Origin of the sequence: Rummeliibacillus sp. G93 (genome assembly GCF_023515935.1) — a bacterium.
In the GTDB taxonomy this organism is placed as follows: domain Bacteria; phylum Bacillota; class Bacilli; order Bacillales_A; family Planococcaceae; genus Rummeliibacillus; species Rummeliibacillus stabekisii.
In genome coordinates, this window is the sequence record NZ_CP097314.1 from 1742908 (window position 1) to 1767581 (window position 24674).

Annotated in this window: 32 protein-coding genes and 1 riboswitch; of the genes, 11 read left to right on the forward strand and 21 right to left on the reverse strand. The window is 36.2% G+C overall.

Annotated elements, in window-relative coordinates:
• The first annotated feature begins 23 nt into the window (after nt 1–23).
• Nucleotides 24–263 carry a ComEC/Rec2 family competence protein gene (locus M2M59_RS08640; protein WP_249774332.1) on the forward strand — a complete coding sequence of 80 codons (240 nt, stop codon included), beginning with the start codon at nt 24–26 and terminating at the stop codon, nt 261–263.
• 94 nt (nt 264–357) lie between these two features.
• Complete coding sequence (locus M2M59_RS08645; RefSeq protein ID WP_249774333.1) at nt 358–573, forward strand: DUF3006 domain-containing protein; 216 nt, start codon at nt 358–360, stop codon at nt 571–573.
• A gap of 291 nt (nt 574–864) precedes the next feature.
• Here the strand turns inward: M2M59_RS08645 and M2M59_RS08650 are convergent, their stop codons facing one another.
• The 7 genes from M2M59_RS08650 to M2M59_RS08680 form a co-directional block, all read right to left on the reverse strand.
• The gene (locus tag M2M59_RS08650; protein ID WP_249774334.1) at nt 865–1464 is read right to left on the reverse strand and encodes a YdhK family protein; all 600 of its coding nucleotides are present in this window, start codon (nt 1462–1464) and stop codon (nt 865–867) included.
• Between the two features lie 174 nt (nt 1465–1638).
• Nucleotides 1639–1959 (reverse strand): four-helix bundle copper-binding protein, encoded by a 321-nt coding sequence (locus tag M2M59_RS08655; RefSeq protein ID WP_147193370.1) that lies wholly within the window; start codon nt 1957–1959, stop codon nt 1639–1641.
• Nucleotides 1960–2071: 112 nt separating this feature from the next.
• Nucleotides 2072–2650: a YdhK family protein gene (locus tag M2M59_RS08660; protein WP_244946623.1), complete on the reverse strand. Its 579-nt coding sequence runs from the start codon at nt 2648–2650 to the stop codon at nt 2072–2074.
• A 63-nt stretch (nt 2651–2713) separates the two neighbouring features.
• Nucleotides 2714–3760, reverse strand: a complete 1047-nt coding sequence (locus M2M59_RS08665) for a sensor histidine kinase (RefSeq protein ID WP_249774335.1) — start codon at nt 3758–3760, stop codon at nt 2714–2716.
• Nucleotides 3750–4412 carry a response regulator transcription factor gene (locus M2M59_RS08670; RefSeq protein WP_244946649.1) on the reverse strand — a complete coding sequence of 221 codons (663 nt, stop codon included), beginning with the start codon at nt 4410–4412 and terminating at the stop codon, nt 3750–3752. Before M2M59_RS08670 ends, M2M59_RS08665 begins: the two co-directional genes overlap by 11 nt.
• A gap of 43 nt (nt 4413–4455) precedes the next feature.
• Nucleotides 4456–5127: a reverse transcriptase-like protein gene (locus tag M2M59_RS08675; RefSeq protein ID WP_249774336.1), complete on the reverse strand. Its 672-nt coding sequence runs from the start codon at nt 5125–5127 to the stop codon at nt 4456–4458.
• A 111-nt stretch (nt 5128–5238) separates the two neighbouring features.
• A complete protein-coding gene (locus tag M2M59_RS08680; protein WP_249774337.1) occupies nt 5239–6204 on the reverse strand; it encodes an NAD(P)H-dependent flavin oxidoreductase in 966 nt (321 codons plus the stop codon).
• A 183-nt stretch (nt 6205–6387) separates the two neighbouring features.
• On the opposite strand from M2M59_RS08680, the gene M2M59_RS08685 reads away from it, so the two are divergent.
• Nucleotides 6388–6801, forward strand: a complete 414-nt coding sequence (locus M2M59_RS08685; protein WP_249774338.1) for a PH domain-containing protein — start codon at nt 6388–6390, stop codon at nt 6799–6801.
• Between the two features lie 51 nt (nt 6802–6852).
• Here the strand turns inward: M2M59_RS08685 and M2M59_RS08690 are convergent, their stop codons facing one another.
• Both M2M59_RS08690 and M2M59_RS08695 read right to left on the reverse strand, forming a co-directional pair.
• Nucleotides 6853–7956 (reverse strand): 5-methyltetrahydropteroyltriglutamate--homocysteine S-methyltransferase, encoded by a 1104-nt coding sequence (locus tag M2M59_RS08690; RefSeq protein ID WP_249774339.1) that lies wholly within the window; start codon nt 7954–7956, stop codon nt 6853–6855.
• Nucleotides 7957–8085: 129 nt separating this feature from the next.
• A riboswitch (SAM riboswitch) is annotated at nt 8086–8186 on the reverse strand.
• Nucleotides 8187–8279: 93 nt separating this feature from the next.
• A complete protein-coding gene (locus M2M59_RS08695) occupies nt 8280–8615 on the reverse strand; it encodes a nucleoside triphosphate pyrophosphohydrolase (RefSeq protein WP_249774340.1) in 336 nt (111 codons plus the stop codon).
• 247 nt (nt 8616–8862) lie between these two features.
• On the opposite strand from M2M59_RS08695, the gene M2M59_RS08700 reads away from it, so the two are divergent.
• Nucleotides 8863–9078 carry a hypothetical protein gene (locus tag M2M59_RS08700; protein ID WP_147193362.1) on the forward strand — a complete coding sequence of 72 codons (216 nt, stop codon included), beginning with the start codon at nt 8863–8865 and terminating at the stop codon, nt 9076–9078.
• A gap of 292 nt (nt 9079–9370) precedes the next feature.
• On the forward strand, nt 9371–10420 hold the full coding sequence (locus tag M2M59_RS08705; protein ID WP_249774341.1) for a DUF5105 domain-containing protein: 1050 nt from the start codon (nt 9371–9373) through the stop codon (nt 10418–10420).
• A 339-nt stretch (nt 10421–10759) separates the two neighbouring features.
• Here the strand turns inward: M2M59_RS08705 and M2M59_RS08710 are convergent, their stop codons facing one another.
• Nucleotides 10760–11335: a superoxide dismutase family protein gene (locus M2M59_RS08710; RefSeq protein ID WP_249774342.1), complete on the reverse strand. Its 576-nt coding sequence runs from the start codon at nt 11333–11335 to the stop codon at nt 10760–10762.
• 155 nt (nt 11336–11490) lie between these two features.
• On the opposite strand from M2M59_RS08710, the gene M2M59_RS08715 reads away from it, so the two are divergent.
• Nucleotides 11491–12054, forward strand: a complete 564-nt coding sequence (locus M2M59_RS08715) for a flavodoxin family protein (RefSeq protein ID WP_147193359.1) — start codon at nt 11491–11493, stop codon at nt 12052–12054.
• Between the two features lie 47 nt (nt 12055–12101).
• On the opposite strand, the gene M2M59_RS08720 is transcribed toward M2M59_RS08715, so the two are convergent.
• The 6 genes from M2M59_RS08720 to M2M59_RS08745 form a co-directional block, all read right to left on the reverse strand.
• Nucleotides 12102–12794, reverse strand: a complete 693-nt coding sequence (locus M2M59_RS08720) for an ABC transporter permease (protein ID WP_249775995.1) — start codon at nt 12792–12794, stop codon at nt 12102–12104.
• Between the two features lie 5 nt (nt 12795–12799).
• Nucleotides 12800–13720, reverse strand: coding sequence for an osmoprotectant ABC transporter substrate-binding protein (locus M2M59_RS08725; RefSeq protein WP_147193358.1), 921 nt, complete (start codon nt 13718–13720; stop codon nt 12800–12802).
• A 12-nt stretch (nt 13721–13732) separates the two neighbouring features.
• Complete coding sequence (locus M2M59_RS08730; protein ID WP_147193357.1) at nt 13733–14368, reverse strand: ABC transporter permease; 636 nt, start codon at nt 14366–14368, stop codon at nt 13733–13735.
• Nucleotides 14369–14393: 25 nt separating this feature from the next.
• Entirely contained in the window at nt 14394–15524 is a 1131-nt protein-coding gene (locus tag M2M59_RS08735) for a betaine/proline/choline family ABC transporter ATP-binding protein (RefSeq protein WP_147193356.1), read from the reverse strand.
• Nucleotides 15525–15879: 355 nt separating this feature from the next.
• Nucleotides 15880–16182: a YunC family protein gene (locus M2M59_RS08740; protein WP_147193355.1), complete on the reverse strand. Its 303-nt coding sequence runs from the start codon at nt 16180–16182 to the stop codon at nt 15880–15882.
• Nucleotides 16183–16284: 102 nt separating this feature from the next.
• Complete coding sequence (locus M2M59_RS08745) at nt 16285–16485, reverse strand: cold-shock protein (RefSeq protein WP_066787490.1); 201 nt, start codon at nt 16483–16485, stop codon at nt 16285–16287.
• Between the two features lie 253 nt (nt 16486–16738).
• On the opposite strand from M2M59_RS08745, the gene M2M59_RS08750 reads away from it, so the two are divergent.
• Together M2M59_RS08750 and M2M59_RS08755 are read left to right on the forward strand one after the other, a co-directional pair.
• Nucleotides 16739–18682 (forward strand): catalase, encoded by a 1944-nt coding sequence (locus M2M59_RS08750; protein ID WP_249774344.1) that lies wholly within the window; start codon nt 16739–16741, stop codon nt 18680–18682.
• Between the two features lie 152 nt (nt 18683–18834).
• Complete coding sequence (locus M2M59_RS08755) at nt 18835–19365, forward strand: ribonuclease H-like YkuK family protein (RefSeq protein WP_249774345.1); 531 nt, start codon at nt 18835–18837, stop codon at nt 19363–19365.
• 90 nt (nt 19366–19455) lie between these two features.
• Here the strand turns inward: M2M59_RS08755 and M2M59_RS08760 are convergent, their stop codons facing one another.
• The 4 genes from M2M59_RS08760 to M2M59_RS08775 form a co-directional block, all read right to left on the reverse strand.
• Nucleotides 19456–20346 carry a 3-hydroxyacyl-CoA dehydrogenase gene (locus M2M59_RS08760; RefSeq protein WP_147193353.1) on the reverse strand — a complete coding sequence of 297 codons (891 nt, stop codon included), beginning with the start codon at nt 20344–20346 and terminating at the stop codon, nt 19456–19458.
• 189 nt (nt 20347–20535) lie between these two features.
• Nucleotides 20536–21012, reverse strand: a complete 477-nt coding sequence (locus M2M59_RS08765) for a metal-dependent hydrolase (protein WP_147193352.1) — start codon at nt 21010–21012, stop codon at nt 20536–20538.
• 22 nt (nt 21013–21034) lie between these two features.
• Nucleotides 21035–21622: a Maf family protein gene (locus M2M59_RS08770; RefSeq protein ID WP_249774346.1), complete on the reverse strand. Its 588-nt coding sequence runs from the start codon at nt 21620–21622 to the stop codon at nt 21035–21037.
• 148 nt (nt 21623–21770) lie between these two features.
• Nucleotides 21771–22388, reverse strand: a complete 618-nt coding sequence (locus M2M59_RS08775; protein WP_249774347.1) for a nitroreductase family protein — start codon at nt 22386–22388, stop codon at nt 21771–21773.
• 125 nt (nt 22389–22513) lie between these two features.
• On the opposite strand from M2M59_RS08775, the gene M2M59_RS08780 reads away from it, so the two are divergent.
• Nucleotides 22514–22798, forward strand: coding sequence for a winged helix-turn-helix transcriptional regulator (locus tag M2M59_RS08780; RefSeq protein WP_066787509.1), 285 nt, complete (start codon nt 22514–22516; stop codon nt 22796–22798).
• A gap of 68 nt (nt 22799–22866) precedes the next feature.
• On the opposite strand, the gene M2M59_RS08785 is transcribed toward M2M59_RS08780, so the two are convergent.
• Nucleotides 22867–23430, reverse strand: a complete 564-nt coding sequence (locus M2M59_RS08785; protein WP_249774348.1) for an NUDIX hydrolase — start codon at nt 23428–23430, stop codon at nt 22867–22869.
• Nucleotides 23431–23602: 172 nt separating this feature from the next.
• Between M2M59_RS08785 and M2M59_RS08790 the strand changes: the two genes are divergently transcribed.
• Together M2M59_RS08790 and M2M59_RS08795 are read left to right on the forward strand one after the other, a co-directional pair.
• Nucleotides 23603–23947, forward strand: a complete 345-nt coding sequence (locus tag M2M59_RS08790) for a lmo0954 family membrane protein (protein ID WP_147193347.1) — start codon at nt 23603–23605, stop codon at nt 23945–23947.
• Nucleotides 23948–23961: 14 nt separating this feature from the next.
• Nucleotides 23962–24615, forward strand: coding sequence for a PspA/IM30 family protein (locus M2M59_RS08795; RefSeq protein ID WP_147193346.1), 654 nt, complete (start codon nt 23962–23964; stop codon nt 24613–24615).
• The last annotated feature ends 59 nt before the right edge of the window (nt 24616–24674 follow it).

Sequence of the window (24674 nt, forward strand, 5' to 3'; positions counted from 1 at the left end):
ACGATTGGAGTGCAGTACTACTAATGCAATATGGCGCAAATAAATTTTTATTTACAGGAGATGCGGAAACAAGAGCTGAAAAAGATATGTTGGCTGCTCATTTGATTCCTATAGTGGATGTGTTAAAAGTTAGCCATCACGGTGCTAAAGAATCAACAAATGCTAATATCTTATCACAAGCAAACCCAACATATGCTGCCATTAGCGTGGGCTTAGATAACCCTTATCATCATTCAACAGCAGAGGCACACTCAACCGCTTAAAAAAGCTCATGCTAAAATTTACAGAACAGACGAACAAGGCACAATTACATACAGAATTAATGAGAAGAATAAAGGTGTAAAGAAGGCGAAATAAGTGCAAAAAGGGGTTGTGGAACGATTTAAGGGAGAATTAGCTGTCATTGAAATAGATGGAGTAACTGTGAATTACCCTAAAAAATTATTACCAAAGGAAGTACAAGTAGGTGATTTATTAATAATCGAGAATGACACTATTTCCATAGATGCCGACGGAACTAAACGTTTAAAAATAGAAATTGATAATTTGGCGGACGAATTATTTGAAGAATGATTATTAAAGTTGAATGGCTTTGGGCGTATATTCAAAAACATGATGATGGATCATACGTCCTTCCACTTTCCCAATACGACTATTCTTTCAAGAATAACAGAATATAATTGTTTTTTCAGCAAAATATATGATATCATAAAAGTACATAATGTAAGTAAATATATATCATAAGGAAAAGCGAGGGATGAGCAATCATTTCTCGCTTTTTCATTTGTTTTACTTTTTCATTTAATATTAGTAAACTATAAAATTGTAATTCTGTGGTCATCAATTAATAAAAATTAAAAATAGTTATTGCTCTTTCGTTAATTCGCTTTCTATTACCCATTTATAGTTTCTTTCTTTCGCATCTTCTGTAGTCGGTTGATAATTAATCATGTAGACGTTTGTTTTTTTGCCCGTAATAATCCTTGCTCTTGCTCCCTTCATTCCTGGTAAATGATCCGCTTCTAACGTAATATGTTCTCCTGGTTGCAACAGTTTATCGTTCGATTTTTGTATCTCTTCTTGCACAATCCATTTGTAGCCCATTACTTCTCGAACATCTGATGTTTTTGCATAATCTACCTGGTATGCTGTTGAATCATAAGCACCCACAATAGTCCCTTTTGCTCCTTTCATCCCTTCTTTATGGGTGGCCAATACGGTTACTCGACTACCGACAGGATATGCTGGTGTCGAAGCTTTTTTTATGTTTGGAGGGACAATCCCTGAGTTGTAATCTTCCACATCAGTATTATCCGTAACGGAATGTTTAGTTTCCATGTTTAAATGATCATCTGGAGCTAAATTTATATTTTTGTTAACTTTTTTTGTATCGCTATTGCCGCAAGCAGCAAGCACTAAAACTGTCAGTAAAATATACACTAGCGTAACTGGTTTCTTAATCATTTTTTCCTCCCATAATTTTGATATGGGTAGTATGTACATTCATCATTATTTTATTTCTTTCAATAAAAAACAATGTAAAAAGACGGCGAGGATTAAACAGCGTTTAATACATTTGTTTTGATACACAAACAACAAGAAGAGCTAGAGGTACTCTAGCTCTCACGAAATGGATAGTTATTTTGCCATACTACGGCAAGCTTCTGCGCATCGATAGCAGGCTTCTGCACATTCTTGGCAGTGTTGATGGTCATGCTTTTTACATTCATTTCCGCATGCTTCACAAATTTCCGCACATAGTTTACAGATTAATGAAGCAAATGGACTGTTAGATTGCATTGATTTAATAGCTAGCGCACAAATGTCAGCACATTCGCGGTCCATTCGAATACACTCTACCATCATTTTTACATTTTCTTCTTTCAAACATGCATCATAACATCGATTGCACGCCTCCATACAGTCTATACAAGCTTGAATACACTCTTCATAATTCATAATAATACCTCCTGTTATATTTTTAATTTGCTCTCTTTTTTATTATTCCCACCTATAAATTTCATAAACACAAAACCCTCCAACCTGAATTTTCGATTGGAGGGTTTTGTGTTTATTCTTTAGTTAGTTCATCTTCTGTAACCCATTTATGATTTTTCACTTCTTTGTCGCCATTTGTCGGCGTATAGTTAACCATATAAACGGTCGTATCTTTCGAGGAATCAATGATGCCTTTTGCACCCTTCATTCCTTTCATATGATCTGCTTCTAATGTCACTTCGTCACCTTTTGCGAACTTTTTATTGTCCGCATCTTTGATTTCTTGCTGGATGACCCATTTATGATTTTTCACTTCTTTACCACCATCTGTTGGCTTATAAGATACTGAATAAACTGTTGTGTCATATGCCCCAACAATTGTTGCTTTCGCTCCCTCCATTCCAGGCATATGGTCGGTATGCATTATTGCTTTGGAGCCTATTTTAAAGGTTGGATTTTTAGCTTCTTGCAATCCAGTTGGTACTTCTCCTGAACTAGAGTGATCCATATTCATATGATCGGAATTCGTATTCTGTTGTTCAGTTGTCTTTGCTTGCTCTCCTTTCTTTTGGTCGCCTTGTTGATCATTGCATGCTACTAATGCAAATGCAGTTGTAATGGATAAGAATCCCATGGTCCATTTTTTATTCAATTTAAACTCCTCCTCTATCTACTTCTATTAACATGTCAAAGATATCGTAAACATATGTAGAAATTATGAAGAAATAGGTAGAGAAATCGTAAATGTAGTACCTTTGTCTAGAAGACTTTTGACAAAAACTTGTCCACCATGTGCTTCGACTAGCTTTTTCGTAATCGTCATGCCAATTCCAGAACCTTTATAATTATTTTGCCCTCTATAATTTCGTTCAAATAATTTGCTGGATGTTTCTTCGTCCATACCACATCCGTTATCTGAGATAATTATTTGAAGTTCCTCTTGTGATTTATTCATCAATTGAATTTCCAGAGTCCCTTTTACCGGAAGATGGAAAAGTGCATTCTTAATGATATTATGCAGGATTTGATTTAAGCGTAATGAATCGACAGAAGCAAAAATACTCTGGTCCAGCGCCAAATTTACTTCTATTTTTCTTTCAAGCAGTTCACTTGCAAGAGATATGACAGCACTCTCTATAATGGGAGCAACCTGATGAAGTTGCTTGTTGATTTTAAAAGTTGGACTATTAATATCATTTAACGTATCCAGCTCACCTACCAGCAAAATAAGACGATCAATTTCTTCAATACACGCTTCAAGCCTTTTCGGAGTTGCCTTCCATACGCCATCCTCAAAAGCGCTCAAATAACTCTTCACAGATGCTAAAGGATTACGAATTTCGTGGGCTAAATCTTGTGTCATTTCTTTTCGCCGAACCTCATAAACACTCAATGTGTTATCTAATGTTTTCAAGGACTGTCCTAATTGGCCAATCTGATCATCAATTGTATAGGCAATATTCAAATCTCTTTTCCCTTTGACTAACTGTAAAGCAAAATGATTCAACTCTTGAATTGGCTTAGTCAAAGTCCGAGCTATGAAAAAACTGGACACTAAAATAATGATAAACAACAAACCGATTGACCAGACAGCTGTTTCAGCAAGCGCCATGTCAAAATGATGAATAATTTCTTCCGCATCTTTAAGTTGTAACATCATTAAATGTTCATGCCCTTTATATAACAGGATTGCAGTGATTATAAGAAGCATTGTTAAAGAAAATGCAGCAATAATAAAGGCGATTCTAACTTTAAATTTCATCTTCATCCGCCATTTCGTTCATTTTATACCCAATACCAAAAACTGTTTGTATATAGTCATAGTTCAGCTTTTTACGGAGATTTTTTATATGCTGGTCAACAACACGAGGATTATTCTCTTGTACACCACCAACCATTTTGTACAGTAAATCTTCCCGGCTATATACCTTTTTAGGATTTTCAGCAAGCAAGCATAAAATCGTTGCTTCATGCTGTGTTAGTTGTATCGTTTCCTCCTGTCTTTTAACTGTATTCAATTCTTTAAGAATAGTTAGGTCTCCAAATCTAATCACATCTTGCTGTGTTTTTAAGGGAAGGAGTCTTTCAGCCCGAATCAGTATCTCTTTTGGATGAAATGGTTTGACCACATAGTCATCTGCACCACTGTTAAAGCCGTTCACCTTATCTTCAATTGATATTTTGGCTGTCAGCATGATGACGGGTATTTGATAGTTCAATTTGGCATACCGACAGATTTCCTCCCCATCCATATCCGGTAGCATTAAATCCAAAATAATCATATCAAGCGGTATATTGTCCATCATCTCAATAGCCTTTTCCCCTGTATTTGCTACACAGGTTTGATCTCCATTTCTCTCAAAATAAGATGTTAAGACATCTGTTATTTTTTGTTCATCATCTATTATTAACACTTTCAAGCTACTCACTCTTTTTCTTAATGTCTGTTTTCAATAATTAGTCACTCTCTAATACGTATTCTACTTGTGCGGCAATTTCGATGCCTTGCAATGCTTGTGAAGCAAGACGATCTGCTTCACCATTCATTTTACGTGATATATGTTCATACTCTGCTTCAATGCCTAGTTTTTTTAGCGCAGTATCTATACGATCTGCAAAACTTAGTAAATTTGGCTCTAGCACCGCCCATTCACCACTCATTTGATTGATTACGACTTGTGAATCTCCCAAAAAGCGTACATTCATATGATGTACATTTAAAAGCTCCAATTCGATAATACTCAAATGTAGCGCTGCATACTCTGCCTCATTGTTTGATTTATGACCAACCGCCTGTACGTTTCTTCGCAGTCGTTTTTGTTTACCATTTTGTTCAAAGTAGATAGCACAACCAAGTCCCGAAACCGCAGTCTTTAAATCATATCCGCCGTCAAAATAAACTGTAATATTGTGTGGCTCCTCTTCAATTTCTTTCAAATAGCGTTTTAACTCTTTCATTGTCCATGTACTACCATGTGGGTCTATCAACAGTAAATTTTTAATACGTCCTGTTTTCTCAATATCTTCCGCCATTTTAAGTGCTTTTCCAGCTTCCATTTGATCAGAGCGAAAGACTGTCTCCATACCACCACGTGGAATTTTGTAAGTCCATTCGATTGTAATTTTCATTGAAACCTCCGTCATTTTATCTTTTTAGCTTATTGTCACCAATATACAGATTAATTATGATATAGTAGCTCACCTAACACAAAAAGCCTCTAATAAAGAGGCTACAATAGGCTACTCGCCTAAAATTTGAGCTAATCGATTTTGCCCGTTTACTGCTGTTTCTATCACCTCGTCAAATAGTTGAGCGACAGACGGCACATGATCAATCAAACCAATTACTTGGCCAGCCCAACCAAAACCACTTTCTTGCTCGCCATCATAAATATATTTGCAATTCGCTTCACCACTAATCATATCTTTCAAATCTTCATAAGTTGCTCCGCTTTCTTCTTTTTGAAGTATTTTTTCTGTGAAAGGAGATTTAATGGTGCGGGCAGGAGCACCAAGTGACCGCTTGATTACGACAGTATCTGTTTCTTTTCCGTGAATAATCGCTTGCTTATACACTTCACTTGCATGGACGCATTCTTTAGTGGCGATAAAACGTGTACCCATTTCAATACCTTCAGCACCAAGCGAGAGGCCTGCAAGCAATCCTCTACCATCGCCAATACCGCCACTAGCAAGAACAGGAATAGATACGGATTCAACAACGCGCGGTACAAGAACTATTGTGCCAATATCTTCGCGTCCTAAATGGCCGCCACCTTCTTGACCAACTGCCATCAATATATCTGCTCCTAGTTCTTCCGCTTTCTGAGCTTGCCTTACTCCTGAAACCAAGACTAGAGTGCGAATATCTTCATTTTTAACGCGTTTTAACACTGGTGCTGGATTACCACCTGTAATAGAAATAGCAGGTACTTTCTCTTCAATTGCGGTTTCTAAAAGCTCTTCATATGCATTTTGATGTTTTGAAATAGCGAAGTTGACGCCAAAAGGACGATCTGTTAATGTGCGCACTTTTCGGATTTCATCTCGAAGCTTTTCCTTAGATCCCAAAGTAGCGGCTGTAATCTGTCCTAGCCCGCCAGCATTTGAAACCGCAGCGCATAAATCGGCGTAAGCCAAATAAGCAAGACCACCTTGGACAATGGGATACTTAATTCCAAGAATCTCTGTAACACGTGTTTTCAATTTGGACACCCCCATGTATTGTATATACCTTTCTTTCTATTAGTATAAGGGAATGCAAAGAATTTTCATATTATTGGAACTAAAATAGAATGAAATGCGGGTCTGCATTTGATAAAGTAATATAAAGAATTAATTTCCATATATGAATGTTTTAAAAATAAATTAGCGAAAGGATTTAACAAGATGTATTACCCATCTAAAAAAGATTTATGGCAATACCCTTTATATTGGGGTACAATCATTGCTTGTTTCGCACCTCTTGTTGCAGGAAGAGATTATGTAGTCCTTGTTTTTACTGTTCCGTTAGCAATTTTGCTCATATGGGGTTGGTTTTGTACAGGATATAAAGTTAATCAAAGCTACCTGATTATTCGAAATGGCCCCTTCAAAAAGAACGTTCCTATCAAAGAGATTAAAACAATTGCTAAAACCAAAAATTTGCTTGCTGCCCCTGCCCTTTCAATAGATCGATTGGAGATCATTTATGACGCAAACAATAAAATGGCACTTGTATCTCCAAAGGAGCAGCTGCAATTTTTAGCTACTTTAAAAAGTATTAACCCTAAAATTGAATTAGACTCCAAGCTAAATCAGTAAATCCTCTATGAATCAAAATAAGGAACAGCTTTACTAGCTGTTCCCACTCTCTTATCCCCAAATCTCTTTTGATATATCAACAATAAACTTTAATTTTGCCCATTGTTCTTCTTCCGTTAGAATATTACCATGATGGGTTGAAGCGAATCCACACTGTGGGCTGATACATAGCTGCTCGAGTGGTACAAATTGTGTTGCCTCTTCTACACGAGCTTTGATGTTTTCCTTGTCTTCCAACTCGCCGAATTTTGAAGTAAATACTCCCAGAACTACCTGCGGCCCGCCCTTTGGAATATAGGATAGTGGTGTGAAGTCGCCAGACCGATTGTCATCATATTCTAAGAAAAATCCGTCCACTTTTTCATTTACGAACAAAGTTGGAGCAATTTTAGCATAACTTCCTTCAAACGCCCATTTTGAACGATAATTCCCCCGGCATAAATGGGTAGTTACTATTAAATCTTCCGGTTTGCCTTCTAACACTCCATTTGCTACCCGAAGCGCAAGGTTAATCAATTCTTCACGTGAATATCCACTGTCGTTAAATGGGATATTCTCAGCATTCAGTCCCGCAATATAGACATCATCCAACTGCAAATAACGACAACCTGCTTCATAGAAGGCCTGGATTGCATCCCGGTAAGTTTGGATAATATCACTCGCATATTCCTCGATATCTGGATAGATGTCAAGGTTTCTTATGCCAGCATTGAATAATTGGTTTGGGCTAGGTATCGTTTGTTTTGGAATTGCCCGATCTCCTACAATTTCTTTGAACTCTAGAAAATCTTGAATATGCGGATGATTTGAGTTGAAAGAAATCTTTCCGTTATTACGAACATCATATTTTTCTGTTTCTTCTCCTTTAAATTTGAAGCCGTGTTCTGGGATATATCCTTCAACACCGTTTAAATGTTCAAGAAAATCTGTATGCCAAAATCTACGTCGAAACTCACCATCAGTTACTGCTTGTAAACCAACATCAATCTGTTTATCCACCGCTTTTTTGATCTCTTCCGTCTCAATCTGATGTAATTGTTCTGCGGATATGTTACCTTCTTGATAGTCCTTACGTGCTTGGTGAATGCTTTCTGGTCTTAATAAACTACCTACATGATCAGCTCTAAATGGTGCTTTTACTAACGTCTTTGTCATCAAAATCTCTCCCTTAGTTTCATTTAGTTAATTGACTAATTGACTCCAACTCTTCTATCCTCTAAATAGAAAAAACCCTCTTCTCAATGAATAAGAAGAGGGTTGGAATACCATACGAAAAAAACGCTCCTCTTATCTGCTAGCTTTACGCTACTGGAATTGGCACAGTACTTTAATAGTCCGCTGCCGAGGCTTCAAAGGGCCAGTCCCTCCACCTCTCTAGATAAGAAAATCAACATATTAAGTTTGTATAAATATATAATAACGCAATAAATAGAATTGTCAATGTTTTTTAAAAATTTTTAAATTTGATTTTAAATCAACTATATATTCTCCTCATCTTGCACCTCAACCAAATAAATACCTTTTGAAAAACGTCCACTTTTTTCAGCTTTAGCTAAACGTGATTCTTCCAATTCTTTCAATGAAATATTATAAACTTCTAATGCTGTATGTATAAGTTCCAAAAGGTCTGCCAATTCTTCCTTCATCTCTTCCTTATTTTTTGCTTCTTGTACTTCATAGGCTTCCTCTATGAATTTTTGCTTCATTTTCTGTAGTAACTCTTGTTCACTCAATTGTTCAACTATACATTTTTTCCCTTTTCCTTCGATGATTTGCGGGATAAAATCTCGGACTAATTTATTGTAAATTGGCAATTTGTACTCACCTACCTCTGAGTATTTTAGTATAAATAGAGTTTTTAGTACTGTTTCTTTTTTCTCTATTTTACACTATTTTATAAGAAAAACTAGAATTTAGAAGTAATACATTTTATCCTTTATAGGAAACCATCAGCTGATCACCACTATTACCGATTACACACAAAAATTGCCGAATTCTGTTTAAAAAATGGTTTAACTTTTTGAATTGAGGCTATATGTAAAGTAAGAAAGGATGATGAAAATGAAAGAAAATGACAAAGCCGAAAATTTAAAAGAAGGACCATTGGATACACCAGATGAAGTAAAGTCTGATAAAGAAAGTATCTACGACAAAGACCCTGAAATGCAAACGGTTGATCCCATCCCAATGGAGGAGTTAAATCAACAAGTTGAAGATGAAAAACACAACCATCATACAAAGGATACCTCTTCAAGTGAAGAGCGCTATCCTGGCTAGGCTAGTGCTTCTCTATTACTCACATACATCCGTGCAAGACATGTATAAGAGACTTTCATGAGAGTGAAAGTCTCTTTTCTCAAGGGGCGGAATACGAACAAATACATACGGCAACTAGAAGAATCCATACCCTTTCACTGCTTATTTATAAGCATTTCACAAAAATTTTGCAGTTGAATACCTTAGAATGATGATTCTATTGTGAAAGATTGGTTACCATTTGGTTCAGCAAATTAAAAAGAAAACGGAGGGGTTTCCTATTAACAGAAAGAATTTGTGGCTGCTAAGCCTATTGGCTATTCTTACCTTTGCCTTAGCGGCATGTGGAAGCAGCAAAAAAACAAACAAATCTGGAAGCGAAGCGAGTGATATTGCGTTTAAAGTTAATTCTGGAGAATATGTAACAATTACCAAGTATGATGAAACCGATGAAAAAACATATCTCAAATTAAATGTGACAGTCCAAAATAAATCTAAAAATGAAATCCCAGTAAATTCTTCAAACTTTAGTTTATATGGTAGCAAAGATGATGAAAAAATTGACTCTGTCTATGTAAATCCACCGGATGAAGAATCTTTTAAAGAACTATCAGGAAGTATCTCTCCTGAGAAAAAAGCGAGTGGTGACCTCTTTTACCCTGTCAATAAAGAAGAAAAGTATGAGCTTCATTATCAACCGCGCATTTATGATGACAAAGGTGAGAAACATAAAGAGTTAGTAGTATCAGTGGATCCGTCGAAGTATAAAAATGATTCAGAGAATGCCAAGAAAGCTGTAGCAGCTTATGTTGATCAAGTTTTCTTAAGCAATGACAATCCAGATTTTAAATCCTTACTCACAAATGATGTCTTAGCAGACAGCCAAAAGTTTGATGAAGAACTTGCCAATCAATTGAAGGAAGGCTTTGGTGAGTTTACACCATCCATGCGTTTAGAAAAAATGTTTATTGAAAAATACCGAAACGCTTTAAATAAAAAAATTGAGCCTACTTATAAAATTGCTTATGGTGATTCAAAACAGGCTAAAGTAAATGTTAGCTTTAAAAATTTCGACACATCAGATCTTTATAAACAATCTCGAAAAGTAAGCGAACAATTTGCTAAGAAAAACCAAAATAAATATAGCTATAAAGAATATAAAAAAGCACAAGAAGATGCTTTAAATTACACATTTAGCCGTATTGATCAAATTATGAACAATACGAGTTTGAAAGAAGATAGTCGTGAATATGCACTTATTTTAAAAGAAACAGATGGTAAATGGACAATTCAAAAGACAGACCAAGATATGAATAGCGAATACGATGATTTGCTTAAAGCATTCGTATTACAGACTTATTAAATAAAAGAACCGCTTGAATGATAAGATTCAAGCGGTTTTACTTTGGTTAAATAAATATTCTTCTGTACGCAGAAGCCATTACTGATTTTTTATAATGTTATTACCCATATTTCCTAGAAAAAGTTCTAATCCTTAACAGATAACACTAGATATAAGTAACTACACAATTTCTTCAACATCAAGACGCAACCAATTGACAGCTTATCATGGTCTCCATTGCTGAAGCAACATACTTAATCGTCTCTTACTTATTGAGAATAATGAGCGACAGCTTGGAGGTGGCTTTGTCGCTCTCTCGTCTGGTAGTCAATATGATATGGCGTTAGCTTTTTTAAGATGTTAATTATTTTTTTCAATTACTCCGCACGCAATTCGTGCGCCTGAATTACCGCTTGGATCAGTTTTATAGTCATCTGCTTTTTCGTGAATAACAAATGCACTTCCATCCTTATCAAACAATGTATTATGTGCTCCTTCTTTTAAAGTGAAGGCCTTTGTCGCAAAACCTACATCTACTGTTCCATCCTCTTCCACTTGTATATTTGGAAGATCGCCTAAATGATAACCTTTTGCGTTGTAGTATCCGTGAACTTTGTGAGTTGGATTAAAATGACTTCCTGCAGATTCGAATGTTGGTTTCTCACATATCCCTTTTTCATGAATATGGATCCCATGGTCTCCTGGTGGTAAACCCTGTAACTTCAAATCGATTTGTACGCCCTTTTCATTTTCTGTCAAATTTGCTTTCCCTAACTCTTTACCCTCTGTATTAAGAAACTTAGCCGTTGCGTGAATGGTTGTATTTTTTTCTCCACTTACTGGTTTTAAGTTGTCTACTTTTTGTTTGTTTGTCGAACACCCGGTTAGAATGAGAAGAGCGACTAACATAGGCCAAGTATTTTTTAATAATTTCATTTAAAACACTCCTTTCTCTCAGAGTGGCCAGCTAAGCCTATTTTTATTCGATATGTTTGTGATTCTTTCTTTTTGTTTACTTTTTGAAATTTCTAACAATTGAACACTTTATTAAGTTATAATAGAGAATAAGAACGATAGAAAGGAGAAATTGCATGAAAATTACTACCTTTATAGGAAGTTCTCGCGCTAATGGTAATACAGAAATTCTCACTGATATCGTAACAAAAAATGTAACTCACAGACGCATCTACTTAAAAGATATTATGATTGAACCTATCCATGATTTGAGACATGATATGAAAGGTTTTAGACCAGTTGCTGACGATTATGATCAAATCATTGAAGCCATCCTAGAAAGTGATGTATTGATTTTCTCTACACCTGTTTATTGGTATAGCATGACTGGATTAATGAAAAACATGATTGACCGCCTCAGCCAAGCCATCCGTGACGAGCGTTATCCAGAATTGAAGGAACACTTAAAGACTGTTAACGCAATTGTAGTAACAGTGGGTGGCGACATTCCACGCATTAAAGCATTGCCGCTTATCCAACAATTTAAATACACATTTGATTTTCTCTCCATTAACTTTTCTACTTACATTATCGGTCAAGGCAGAAGACCAGGTGACGTTGTGAAAGACGAACAAGCAGTTGCTGAAGCTTTGTTGTTAAACGAAAAGCTAAAATTGGAATCAAAATCAAACGCACATTAATAAAGAGGGATTGGCATAAGCCAATCCCTCTTTTAAAGCCGAAGTTTTTATTCTTGTAAAGACTGTAACTTAAGTTGATCTCCCTTACGTCTTCTCATTGGATCCATTCGCCTTTCCACAACACTTAGCAAAACATCAACTATTATTGCCATAAATGCGGTAGGAATAGCTCCTGCTAAAATGATGGCTGTTCCGTCAGTCGCATTTGTACCACGGATGATAATATCGCCAAGACCCCCTGCTCCAATAAATGCCCCTATAGCTGTAATTCCGATGGCAATGACTAAAGCAATACGAATTCCTGCAATAATTACCTTCAAGGATAGAGGTAATTCAATCATATAAAGCACTTGCAAACGCGTCATACCCATGCCTTTACCGGAATCAATTAAATTATTATCTATTGTTGTGATGCCTGTATATGTGTTTTTAATAATCGGTAATAAAGAATATAGAAATACGGCAACAATAACCGTTGTTTTCCCCAGCCCCATACCAAGCATAAGAATCGCAAGCAAAGCTAAGGCCGGGATAGTCTGGATTATGTTTGCTATTGTAATCAAAGGACTTGCGAGCTTTTTATATTTTGCTATTAGTATCCCAATCGGAATACCAAACAATGCCGCTAGCAGTACACCGTAAACAGATATTAAAAAGTGGGTCATAAACTGGGTTAACACATACATACCGTTTTCTTGAAAGTAATACATAAATTGCTCAAATGTATTCAACTTTGTCATATCCTTCATTGGCCATCTCCCCCTTTCTCATCAAAATAATTATGTTCTTCTAAGAATTTTTCGGCGACAACTGCTGGCTCGATTAAATTATTATCAGCTTCATAATTTAACTTTTGCATTTGTTTAGTCGAAATCTTTCCGATTAATTTTTCGATGGATTTTCTTACTTCTGGTTTTTTTTCTAGTAGCTCATTTGTTGCAAAAGGACTGGCATCATATGGAGGGAAAAAGTGTAAATCATCCTCCAAAATTACTAAATCATAACTTGCTATACGGCCATCTGTTGTATAGCCCAGCACAACGTCCATTTTTCCGGCTGAAACGGCATCATAGACAAGCCCAATTTGCATAGGGAAAACATCTTTAAAATCAAAACCGTATTCTTTTACAAAAGCCTTATAACCATCCCCTGGCCTGTTCATCCAAGATGTATCAACCCCAGCTTGGAGCTTGCTAGCAACCTTCTTTAAATCGCTTAATTTTTTCAAATGATATTGCTCTGCTGTTTTACGAGTCACCATAAATGCATACGTATTGGCAAATCCATACGAATCAAAGAACGTTTGATTATATTTTTTATCAAACTTATCTTGTACAAACGTTAATGCTTTTTGAGGATTCTTAAGCGGTTCTGCTTGTAGTACCCCCGTCAAATCCGTCCCTGTATATCTAACGGCAGAAATGTTGGCATCCCCATTTTGCATGGCTTGATGCGCTACAACACTTGATCCTAAATTATTAATAAGCTCTACTTTTTCATTCGTATCATGCTCGATTAATTGCTTCAACATATTACCCATAATTTGACTTTCGGTTGTTACCATAGAAGCTACTTTGATCTCATCCACATCTTGGTTTGACTTATTACATGCAGTAATTGTGAACAAAAGCAAGATAGCGACAATCCCTTTTAACCATTGTTTCATATTCATTTCCTCCTATCGTACAATCCTTAATCCCTTAGGCGTAGCCCATTTTTCAACTTTTGATAAAATAAAGTCACTAATGAGCGCAAGCAATGTAACAAGCACTGCACCGCCTATGATGAAATCAGGCTGATAGAGGTTTAGCCCATTGAAGATAAAGTCGCCGAGACCCCCAGCACCAATATAAGAAGCAAGCGTAGCCCATGAAATCACATACACAGCTGATAAGCGAATACCTGCCATAATAACAGGGATGGCAATGGGCAATTCTACTAAGCGGATGGTCTGAATTGTAGTCATCCCCATACTGATGCCTGCAGCAACTAAATCTTTATTGACTGAGCGCATACCTATGTATGTGTTATTTAGGATGGGAAGCAGAGTATAAATAAAGAGGGCGATAATTGCGGGTACCTTACCAACGCCAATAAATGGAATCATCATAGCTAAAATGGCTAATGAAGGGAGCGTTTGAAGAATACTAGTAATGCCAAGTACTACTTTGGCCACTTTTTCAGTTTTAGATAGGATTATACCAAGGGGGACGGCCACAATAATGCCCAGCAACAAAGCAATAATTGAGATATAGAAATGCTCAAAGGTCTTTTGAATAATCGCGCCACTATTTTCCGTTAAAAATTCAATCATAATTTCCATTCCTTTCTTCTATTAACTATTGTTCTGTGTTCTCTTCTCCCCAAATAGTGTCGTACACCATATCTACTATATTGGCGCGTGTTATCAAACCAATTAATCGTTTCTCTTCATCAATCACTGTGATATTTTTTAAATTTCGGATTAGAATACGACGCACTGAATCTTGCAGCTTTGTTCCTGTTTTCACAAACTCTACTTCTCGGTTCATTGTGTCAGCAATACTTTGGGTCGTATGTCTAGCTGATGTGATCATCTCTACATTTAAATAGCCTAATAAACGTCCATGACCATCTGTTACGAACAGTGTATCAACCCTTTTTGATACCATTAATTTAATGGCTTCATCTAAACTCTTTTCAAGAGTAATAGAGACAGGCTTAATCATTACATCATCTACTATTTTTGCGCTTGGTTTCTCCTGGATAAGCCTGTGCGAACCAATGAACTCTTTAACAAAATCATTTGCTGGGTGTGTAAGAATTTCATCTGGTGTGTCAAATTGAACCATTTCACCATTGTGCATAATGCAAATTCGGTCAGCAAGTTTAATGGCTTCGTCCATATCATGTGTGACAAAGATGACAGTCTTACCTAAACGTTGCTGTAAATCTTTCATCAAATCCTGCAGTGTATCCCGTGTGATAGGGTCAAGCGCTCCAAAGGGCTCATCCATTAAGATGATATCTTGATTTGCGGCAAGCGCCCGGAGCACGCCAATACGTTGCTGTTGTCCACCCGAAAGCTGTACAGGATATAAATCTAAATAATTCTCCGGCAAATTGACAAGGCCGATTAACTTCTCGGCTGTTTCATCTTTTTTATCTTTCGACCATTTTAATAGTTTTGGAACTAGTGTTATATTCTCGCGAATAGTCATATGTGGCATTAGACCGATTTGCTGTATGACATAGCCAATGCTTCTTCTCAATGTAACAGGATTCATTTTTGATAAATCCTTTCCGTTTAATGTAATAGTTCCACTTGAAGGCTCAATCATTCGGTTAATCATGCGAAGAGCAGTCGTTTTCCCACTGCCACTTGTGCCAATAAACGCAATAAATTCCCCTTCTTTTATTTCAAGATTTAAGTCATTTACTGCTTTTTTTCCTCCCCGATATTTCTTTGTTAAATGCTCAATCTTCAACATCTATATCCCCTCTTCTTTCTATCTATTTAACTTCTATAACCTATACCCATAAAACTATTCTAACAAAACAAAATATTTTTACAAATTAACAGCATAAAAGTAAGCAACCAAGCGATTAATTAATAACTTAAAATTCAATTTTTATCCATGTTGACTTTTTCTGCAGCTAACTACTAGTTCTTATATTCAATAGGATTTAATCTTTTAGAAAGTATTTAAAGATAATAATTAAATGATAATAGAATTTAAAGCGATACTTAGAAATATTTATACACAATAAAAGCGCACTCCATTAGGAATACGCTTGTAATAGATGTATAGAAGAGAAAAAGAAACCTATGTTTATTTTCCTTCATTATACCATTTTTAATAATGCATCCTTGCCAATCATCCCTTTTGTAATTCCTAATGCCTCTGCTTCAAAGGTAACTGATTCAAGTGGTGCGTTTAATAACTGATCAATAGTTTTCACGCCTACCGCCCTGCCAGCAACAATTTTCCTGTCCGCCAGCTGTTGATTTAATAAACCTACATCCAATGCTCCGCACATGATATAGCCTTTATCATTTGATACTGTCAGCAAAGTGGTTTTAGGCAAAAAAACAGAAACAGCAATAAAAGAATGGCCCTCAATAATATACGTTTCAGTTGAAACCATCATATTCCCTCCTCATTCTATACATATGGGAATGACCTCCAAGGGGTGCGTTCAATTTTTGAAACAAAAAAAGCACCCTCTAAGAGGATGCTTTTATAAATATTAAAGTTTTACAACGTTAGTTGCTTGTGGTCCGCGGTTGCCTTCTTCTACTTCGAATTCAACTTTTTGGCCTTCGTCAAGAGTTTTGAAGCCTTCGCCTTGGATTGCAGAGAAGTGTACGAATACATCGTTGCCGCCTTCTACTTCGATGAATCCAAAACCTTTTTCAGAGTTAAACCATTTTACTGTACCTTGTGTCATGTGTAATGACCTCCTAAAAAATATTAATAATTAATACATATCCCCTGCAAAAAAATTCACCTAGCAAAGAAGTATCGAGTTAACACGATCACTTTTTACTAGGTGAATGTATTGTTTACGATGAGCCGATTTAATTATTGTCTTTATTATACATCATGCTTTACCAGTTGTCCAATAATTCTTTTGTCTATTATGTTTTAGGGATATTTGTTTCGGCTATTTACAAAGGTAGATTGATATGGGAGGCATTTGCATGCAAAAAAGAGATGATGATTATGAAAGAAGTATTTTAGCGGATAAAAAAGTGAATAGTAGCATAAATAAAAAAACGAAAAAGAAACTGGAAAGAAATACAATTAAGGAAGAATTTTATTTGCGTGAAAAAGTAAACTTTGACTCAGAACAAATCCCTGAACGGGTTCTTTATGCCAACGGAATTGGGGCATACGGTCAGTTCGAATTATATGAGTCCCTAGAAGAATATACAAAAGCGAGTTTCCTTACAAATCCATCTAATATAACACCTGTATTCGTTCGTTTTTCTTCCATGCAGAGTTCACGAGGAACTAATGATACTCAAAGAGATGTCAAAGGCTTTGCAACAAAGTTTTATACGGAAGAAGGCAATTTTGATTTAGTCGGAAATAATGTCCCTATTTTCTATATACAAAATACTAGGAAATTCCACGAACTTGTACGTGCCTTAAAGCCGGATTTCAATCAAGAATTTGTAAATGGTACAAACGCACATGATCAATTTTGGACCTTTGCCGCTAAAAATCCCGAAACTGCACATATGGTCATGTGGCAGATGAGCGATCGCACAATTCCCCGCTCTTATCGTATGATGGAGGGATTTGGCGTTCATACATTCCGCTTGGTAAATAGGAAAGGAAAGACTCAATTTGTCAAATTTCACTGGAAACCTTCACTTGGCGTCCATTCATTGGTCTGGGATGAAGCACAAAAAATTGGTGGCAAAAATCCCAATTTTCTAAGCCAAGATCTATTAGAAGCAATCAAGAAAGGTGATTATCCAGAATGGGAATTAGGTTTGCAATTGATTTCGGAAGAAGATCAATTTTCTTATGATTTTGATATTCTTGATCCCACTAAAATTTGGCCTGAAGAAGACGTGCCTGTTAAAATTATTGGAAAAATGACGTTAAACCGGAATGTCGACAACGGCTTTCTAGAGACTGAACATGCCGCCTTTCATCCAGGGCACCTAGTCCCAGGTATCGAAATCTCTGAAGATCCGCTCTTACAAGGCAGGATACTCTCCTATACAGATGCACAGGTAGAACGGCTAAGGGGGCCTAAATTTCTTCAAATACCCATTAACCAGCCGATATGTCCTTTCCAAAACAAAAACAACAAAAATAATGACTTTCTTATCCCAGAGGCTACCAATGAGCAAAATGCTCCCACACCCAGAAATCAAGGCTTTTTTGAAGAAAGTCAAGAAAACATGGGTGGTAACAAGCGTGGAGAGCAAACAGAAAGTTTTCAGGATCACTACTCACAAGCAAAGCAGTTTTTGAATAGCTTAATGCCTTATGAACAACAACACCTATTAGAAGCTTTTACTTATGAAATCGGCAAATGTAAATCTCAGGAAGTCAAAAATAATGCGGTGGATTTTATTAATCATATCGATCATTATTTAGCTAAAAAAGTAGCTGATAATGTAGGGGCTAAGATTCCTATCAAAAACCTAGAAGTAAAATCAACCAAGTTGTCTCCTGCCCTAACAATGGCAGATACAGTATGCAAACCTGATACTAGAAGTGTCGCCATTATTTTAAATGGTACTCCTAATACGCAGCAATTAACAGAATGGGTCCAACAACTTGTAGAACATAAAATTAATTACAGTATTATTGATAAAAAAGCACATCGTATAAATGAGGTGCTAAAGGCGTCTGAAACTTATAGCACCGTTGATTCAGCACAATACGATTCATCAATATTAATAAGTCCAAATCCAACTATTCCATCTAAAGTGCTTGAACTTGTCGAAATGACTTATGTACACCACAAGCCGCTTGCATTAGCCGTTTTAAGTCCAGAATCACTATTATATACGCGTATAAAGATGGAAGAACAAGGCGTATATGATTTAACATTCACGGAATTTGAACAGTTTATTGAAGGTATAGCACAAGCCCGATTTTGGGAAAGAATAATTGACTAAGCAAAGTAAATATAAAGGCAAAACATGAAGTATGGTTTGCCTTTTCTTTGGGTATTCTTGTAGAAAATTAGCGTATTATGCGAAGCAGATTAATCACAACCTCACTGCTTCTGTATATACTATTATATACCTATTGAAAAGAGCGTGATTAAATGGATCTGTTTAAAGCCGACCCTTTTCAAAATCTCCAAGAAAAGAATATGGATTTTGAAGACGTATTTCGTGAAATTGCATATTTTATGAATCGTAACCCATTAGGAAAATATAGATTAATTGTCGGGACAGATTCTCAAGTGCATAAAGTAGATACCATTTTCATTACTGGAATCGTGGTGGTGGATGAAGGTAAACGAGTCTGGGCATGCATGAGGCGTGTACTTGTGCCTCGTAAAATGGTACATCTGCATGAACGCATATCTTTAGAACTCTCTTTTACAGAAGAAATCGTGTCTCTTTTTACAGAGGAAAGAAAGAAGCAGCTGATCGAGATTATTTTACCGAATATTTATAATGGTGCAACTTTTACAATGGAGGGCCATATCGATATCGGTTCAGGCCAACGCAACAAAACCCGTGAATTTGTACATGAAATGGTAAATCGAATCGAATCAATTGGAGTAGAACCCAAAATAAAACCAGATGCTTTTGTTGCTTCTTGTTATGCTAATCGCTATACGAAATAAATTATTAGAAAAATGAGAAAAATTTCCCGAGAAATACTTCTTAAAACAAAACAAGAGAAGCAATCATATCAGTGATTGCCTCTCTTATTTTTATGCTTTCAAGAAATTCGGATCTAAATAAGCAGGGTTTGGATATTTATAATACCCCTCGCCGGACCCTTTTCCTAGTTTCCCTTGGTCAATAAATTCATTCTTCAACCGGTCGGCAATTGGTTGAAGTTCTGGATGTGCTTTTGCTGATGTGGATACAATATTATAAGCCGTTTCAATACCAACAACATCTAAGATTGCAAACGGTCCCATAGGAGCTCCTGTAGCAAGCATCCATGTTTTATCGATTGTCTCAGGATCCGCTACACCTTTTGCCCATAAGCCTTGTGCGGCATTTAATAATGGAACTAATAGCGAATTTAAAATATAGCCAGGCTGTTCTTTCAGAATACGAAGTGGCACCATGCCGATTTCTCCGGCAAATTCAACTAGTTGATCTACATACTGTTGGTCTGTTCCGCTATGTCCCATAACTTCAGCTGTATTGTTCTTCCACACTTCATTTGCAAAATGGAGTGCTAGAAACTTCTCTGGTCTTCCAGTATATTCAGCAAATTGACTTGGAAGCAAAGTGGAAGAGTTCGTGGCAAAGATTGTTTTTTGCGGAGCTACAGATGCCAATTCTTGATAGAAGCTGATTTTAATTTCAGTCAACTCAGGAATTGCTTCAATAAGTAAATCTGCATCCTTTACTGCTTCCTGTAGGCTTGTACTATATGTTATTCGACTTAATGCAGCTTTTGCATTTTCTTCATCTTTAAAATAATCTGCATACACATCTTGCAATTTTAACAAACGTTCTTTCGCTTTAACAATCGCAGCTTCATTAATATCATAGACACTTACTTGAAAACCATGAAAAGCAGATTGAAAGGCAATCTGGCTACCTAATACACCACTGCCTGCAACTGTAATGTGTTGAAATTCCATTTGTACCACTCCTTCAATTTGTATATAGAACTTTTTGATTATCCGTTCATACATCTTCAATTTACCATACCTCATTAAATTTTGTCGATATTTGCAGATTGGTGCTGCTACTTGTATATAGGAAAAGGCTCGGTTTATTTGAAGAAAAAAAGAACAAACATGCATGGTTTCGCAGGTTTGTTCTATCTATTAGTGCAAATGCATTATTTCAAAACTGAAATAAAGACATGCAATGAGTAAGCAAAGCGCCACTGCTCCTTCTATTTTGCTCCCTGTTCGTGTTGTTAAAGGAAAACGAACTTTCACTTTTATTGGGAAAAATAGCTGGATCCCCTGCTTTGTACACATATCAAGCACAAAATGGCTCGCCATGCCGATTAGAAGGCCCATTTTAATTGCATCATTGGTTACGTATGTATGTAATATCCAAGCCACAATCAATAAAAATAGTAAACTGTGTGTAAATGAACGGTGCCCAAATAATCCATTTATCAATTTGGACAATGCGGGAAATGTACGGCCAATCATACTTCCTCCATGGCAAATATCAGGAATTAATGCGCCGATTGCGCCAGCCGTTCCCAAAAGTAATGGTGAATCTACACTTGTTTGACCAAAAGCAAGACATGCTGCAATACCGCCAATGATGTGTGTCTTTCCTGTCATGCTTCATCCTCTTTCTTATTTTTTAAATAGAAATCAACTTTGTATCCACTAGCAATTCTGTAAGCCGAGCTAAGGGCAATCCCACTACATTTAAATAATCTCCTTTTATTCCTTCAACCAAAAACACGCCATCTGTCTGAATACCGTAACCTCCAGCCTTATCAAAACAATCTCCTGTTGCTACATAGGCCTCAATAAGGGTATCGGGCACTTGTTTAAAATATACCTCTGTCTTTTCTACAAAGGCTGTTTTATTTCCAACATCATCTATAATAGCAACCGCTGTCATCACTTCATGCACATTTCCGCGGAGCTGTTTGAGATGCTTGATGGCCTCATTTGCATCTTTTGGCTTATGTAGCAATTCTTGTCCTTTTACTACGATAGTATCCGCTCCAATCACTACATGCCCTGGGTTTCTCTTCGCTACATCAGTTGCTTTAAGTAGCGCCACTTTCTTCACATATTGAGCTGGGTTATCATCTTTTATACTCGTTTCCTCTACAGTTGCCACTAAAATCTTAAATGGTACATTCAAACGTTCGAAAAGTTCCTTTCGCCTCGGGGAAGCTGAAGCCAAAATAAATGATTTTTCTGTCGTAAAGTTCATAACATCACTCCTTGTCCTATCATACCTAAAATGAAAGCAAAAGAAAATTCTTTTTAAAGTAGCTCATACTCCAAATTTCATATTAGGCATAGCTATAATTGTATAAAAAATGCCCATCCAAACAGGTGGATGAGCATTATCATACTTATTAAATAAATGTAGTAATATCATCAATGTCTAATCGAGATGATCCGTAAGCAGGTGCAGACCCTTTCCCAATTGAGATTAATAGCATAGGTTTTACATTCTCTTCAAGATTGAAGTATTCTGCAAACTTCACTTTATCAAAACCGCCCATTGGCACTGTATCATAACCATGCTCTTTTGCTAATAGCATGATTTGCATAGAAATTAGACCAGCATCAAATGTAGCAATATTTGTTAAGATCTCTTCTGGCAATTTAGGATAAAGGTTTTGCGCATTTTGGATTAATAGTGATGCACGTTCATGCTCCATATGCCCTTCTGCTACGTTTTTCATGTAAATTTCTTCTGTTTTTTCATACATTTTAATATCGCCTAAAACAGCGATTACCGCAGATGCAGTTTCAATTTGTTCTTGGTTATTAGCAATTTTGCGCAAGTCTTTCTTTTTCGCTTCATCTTGAATGACTAAAAAACGCCATGGTTGAAGATTACTAGAAGAAGGTGCTGAAGTAGCTTCCAATAAAATTGATCTTAACTCATCTGCTGAAATTTTAAAATCAGGGTCGTACTTACGTACAGATTTACGTTCTTGCATTACTTTATATACTGAATTTGTCATTATAGTATCCTCCAAAACTTACTTTAAGTTAGTTATTGTATTCGAAAATATATTACTTTAAGTAAGTTAATTTGTCAATATTTCGTGCCTGTATGCTACAATTAGTTTATAGGGAGGGATTTGATTTGGACTGTTGCCATGAAACAATTGAATTTTTAGGAAAACGCTGGATGGTGCGGATTATTCACGTTTTATTAGATGGCCCGAAAAGATATCATGAAATCTATTCTGCCATCCCTGGTATATCGGACAAACTATTATCACAGCGCCTCCAAGAATTAATAGATGCCCATTTAGTCGAGAAAGATTATATTGAAGCATCACTAAAAAAGGTTTCGTATTCGCTAACAAACAAAGGATATGCTTTTCAAAAAGTCATTTGTGCCTTCAATGATTGGCAAAAGCTTTAAAAAATAAAGGAAAACTCCACTTAGTGTGGAGTTTTCTTTATTTTCAATAACAAGTCATTTGAATATTATTAATCCTGCACATTTCTAAGTTTTTCATTTAGTTTTGTATAGACTTGTTTCATATATCGTTCAGAGCTTCTTTCAATTGCTTCATCTAAATTCATCCATTCAATCGCACTATTTTCATTCGGCGCTATAGTTGTACCTTCGCCTTCATCTGCTTCTATTAAAAAGGTAACATTCAGATGCACATGTGTACCAACATACTTCCCTTTCTTCATATGTCCGTCCACACCTAAAATTTCAATTGAATAATAATCCGACATTAAAGGCTTAATATTTTTTAGCCCTGTTTCTTCCTCTGTTTCTTTTAAGGCAACATGTAAAAGGTCTGCATTTCCATCTGCATGTCCACCCATCCACGCCCACGATTGATATTGATTATGGAATGCCATTAATACCTTTGTTCGCGCTTTATTCACAATCCAAGCTGATGCAGTAAAATGTGCAAATTCATTTTCTCTTGTCAAAACATCTGAAAATTGATCTATATAGCGAAGCATAAGCTCTTTATCTTTTTTTTCTTGCTCATTGTACGGGCAATATGCCATCAATTCATTACGAATAGTCATATGTATATCTCCTTTTGTATTTTCTTTTATATTCTATCGAAGTTAGAAGTTGCGGTCAAAATAGTCTTAGAGCATCTCAGCCTCAAGACCTAGAGTAAAATCAATACTCCGGCCGTTTGGACAAAACGAAATTCAGCGTAACATAAAGGTACAAACGAAGGAGGAAAAAACAATGAAAAAAATTGGTTTATTCGTCATTGGCAGCATTGCAGCCATTACCATTCTCTGTTCATTAGGTCCATTAACAGGATTGGCTATCTCGGCCGCTATTCTTTTTACGGGGGTGCATTTCTATTTACAAAGCAGTTCCACTTTTTCAAAAATTATTTGGGCACTTGTTGCCATCTCAGGTTTATTAACAGCTGCAGCTAATATTCCTGGATTCATCGGAATCGCAGCACTAGCTGTTATTTGGGTGGTTTATCGTAAGTGGAAACATTCTGAAAACGAAACTTTCACTGCATCAGATGATCCATTTACAAACTTTGAAAAACAATGGAATGAAATCACAAAATAAGAGGAGGAAAAAATATGGCTAACTTATGGCAACGCCTAAAATATACAGTTGAAGCAGATTTAAATGAAATGTTTGATAAAAAAGAGGATAAAAATCCAATTAAGATGTTAAATCAGTATATCCGTGAAGCAGAAAAGCAAACAGAGGAAACAGGCAAATTATTAGAGCGACAAGGTACATTGCAACAAAAACTCGAAAAAGAATTAGCAGATACAAATGAAATGAAAAATAAACGAAGCATGCAACTGGATTTGGCTAATAAAAGCGGTGAACAAGACTTAATCGCATTTGCCCAACAAGAATTTGATGCGTATTCACAACGTAGCACCGTTCTTCAGGACAGTATCGATAAATCTACCGAAGAGCTCATTGGCTTGGAACGTAAGTATGAAGAAATGAAGCATAAAATCAAAGATATGAAAGTGCGTCAATTACAATTGATGGGTAAAGAAAATGTCGTTCGTGCACATAATCAAATGAACCAGTTTCTCCAACCAGAATCTTCAAACAAAATAAATGGTCGACTTGAAACTTTTGAAGCTATGGAGAGTTATATCGATCACCTTGGCCAAAAAATTGACAGTCAACATGAAATCACATCTATGGAAGAACGCTTAGCGCGACTGGAAGCAAATAACTCAAAAAATGAGGCAACCCAATCCATATAATGATTGGACTTCTTCTGGACTATCGTTATACTAAAAAAGAGAAGCTGGTACTTCTCTTT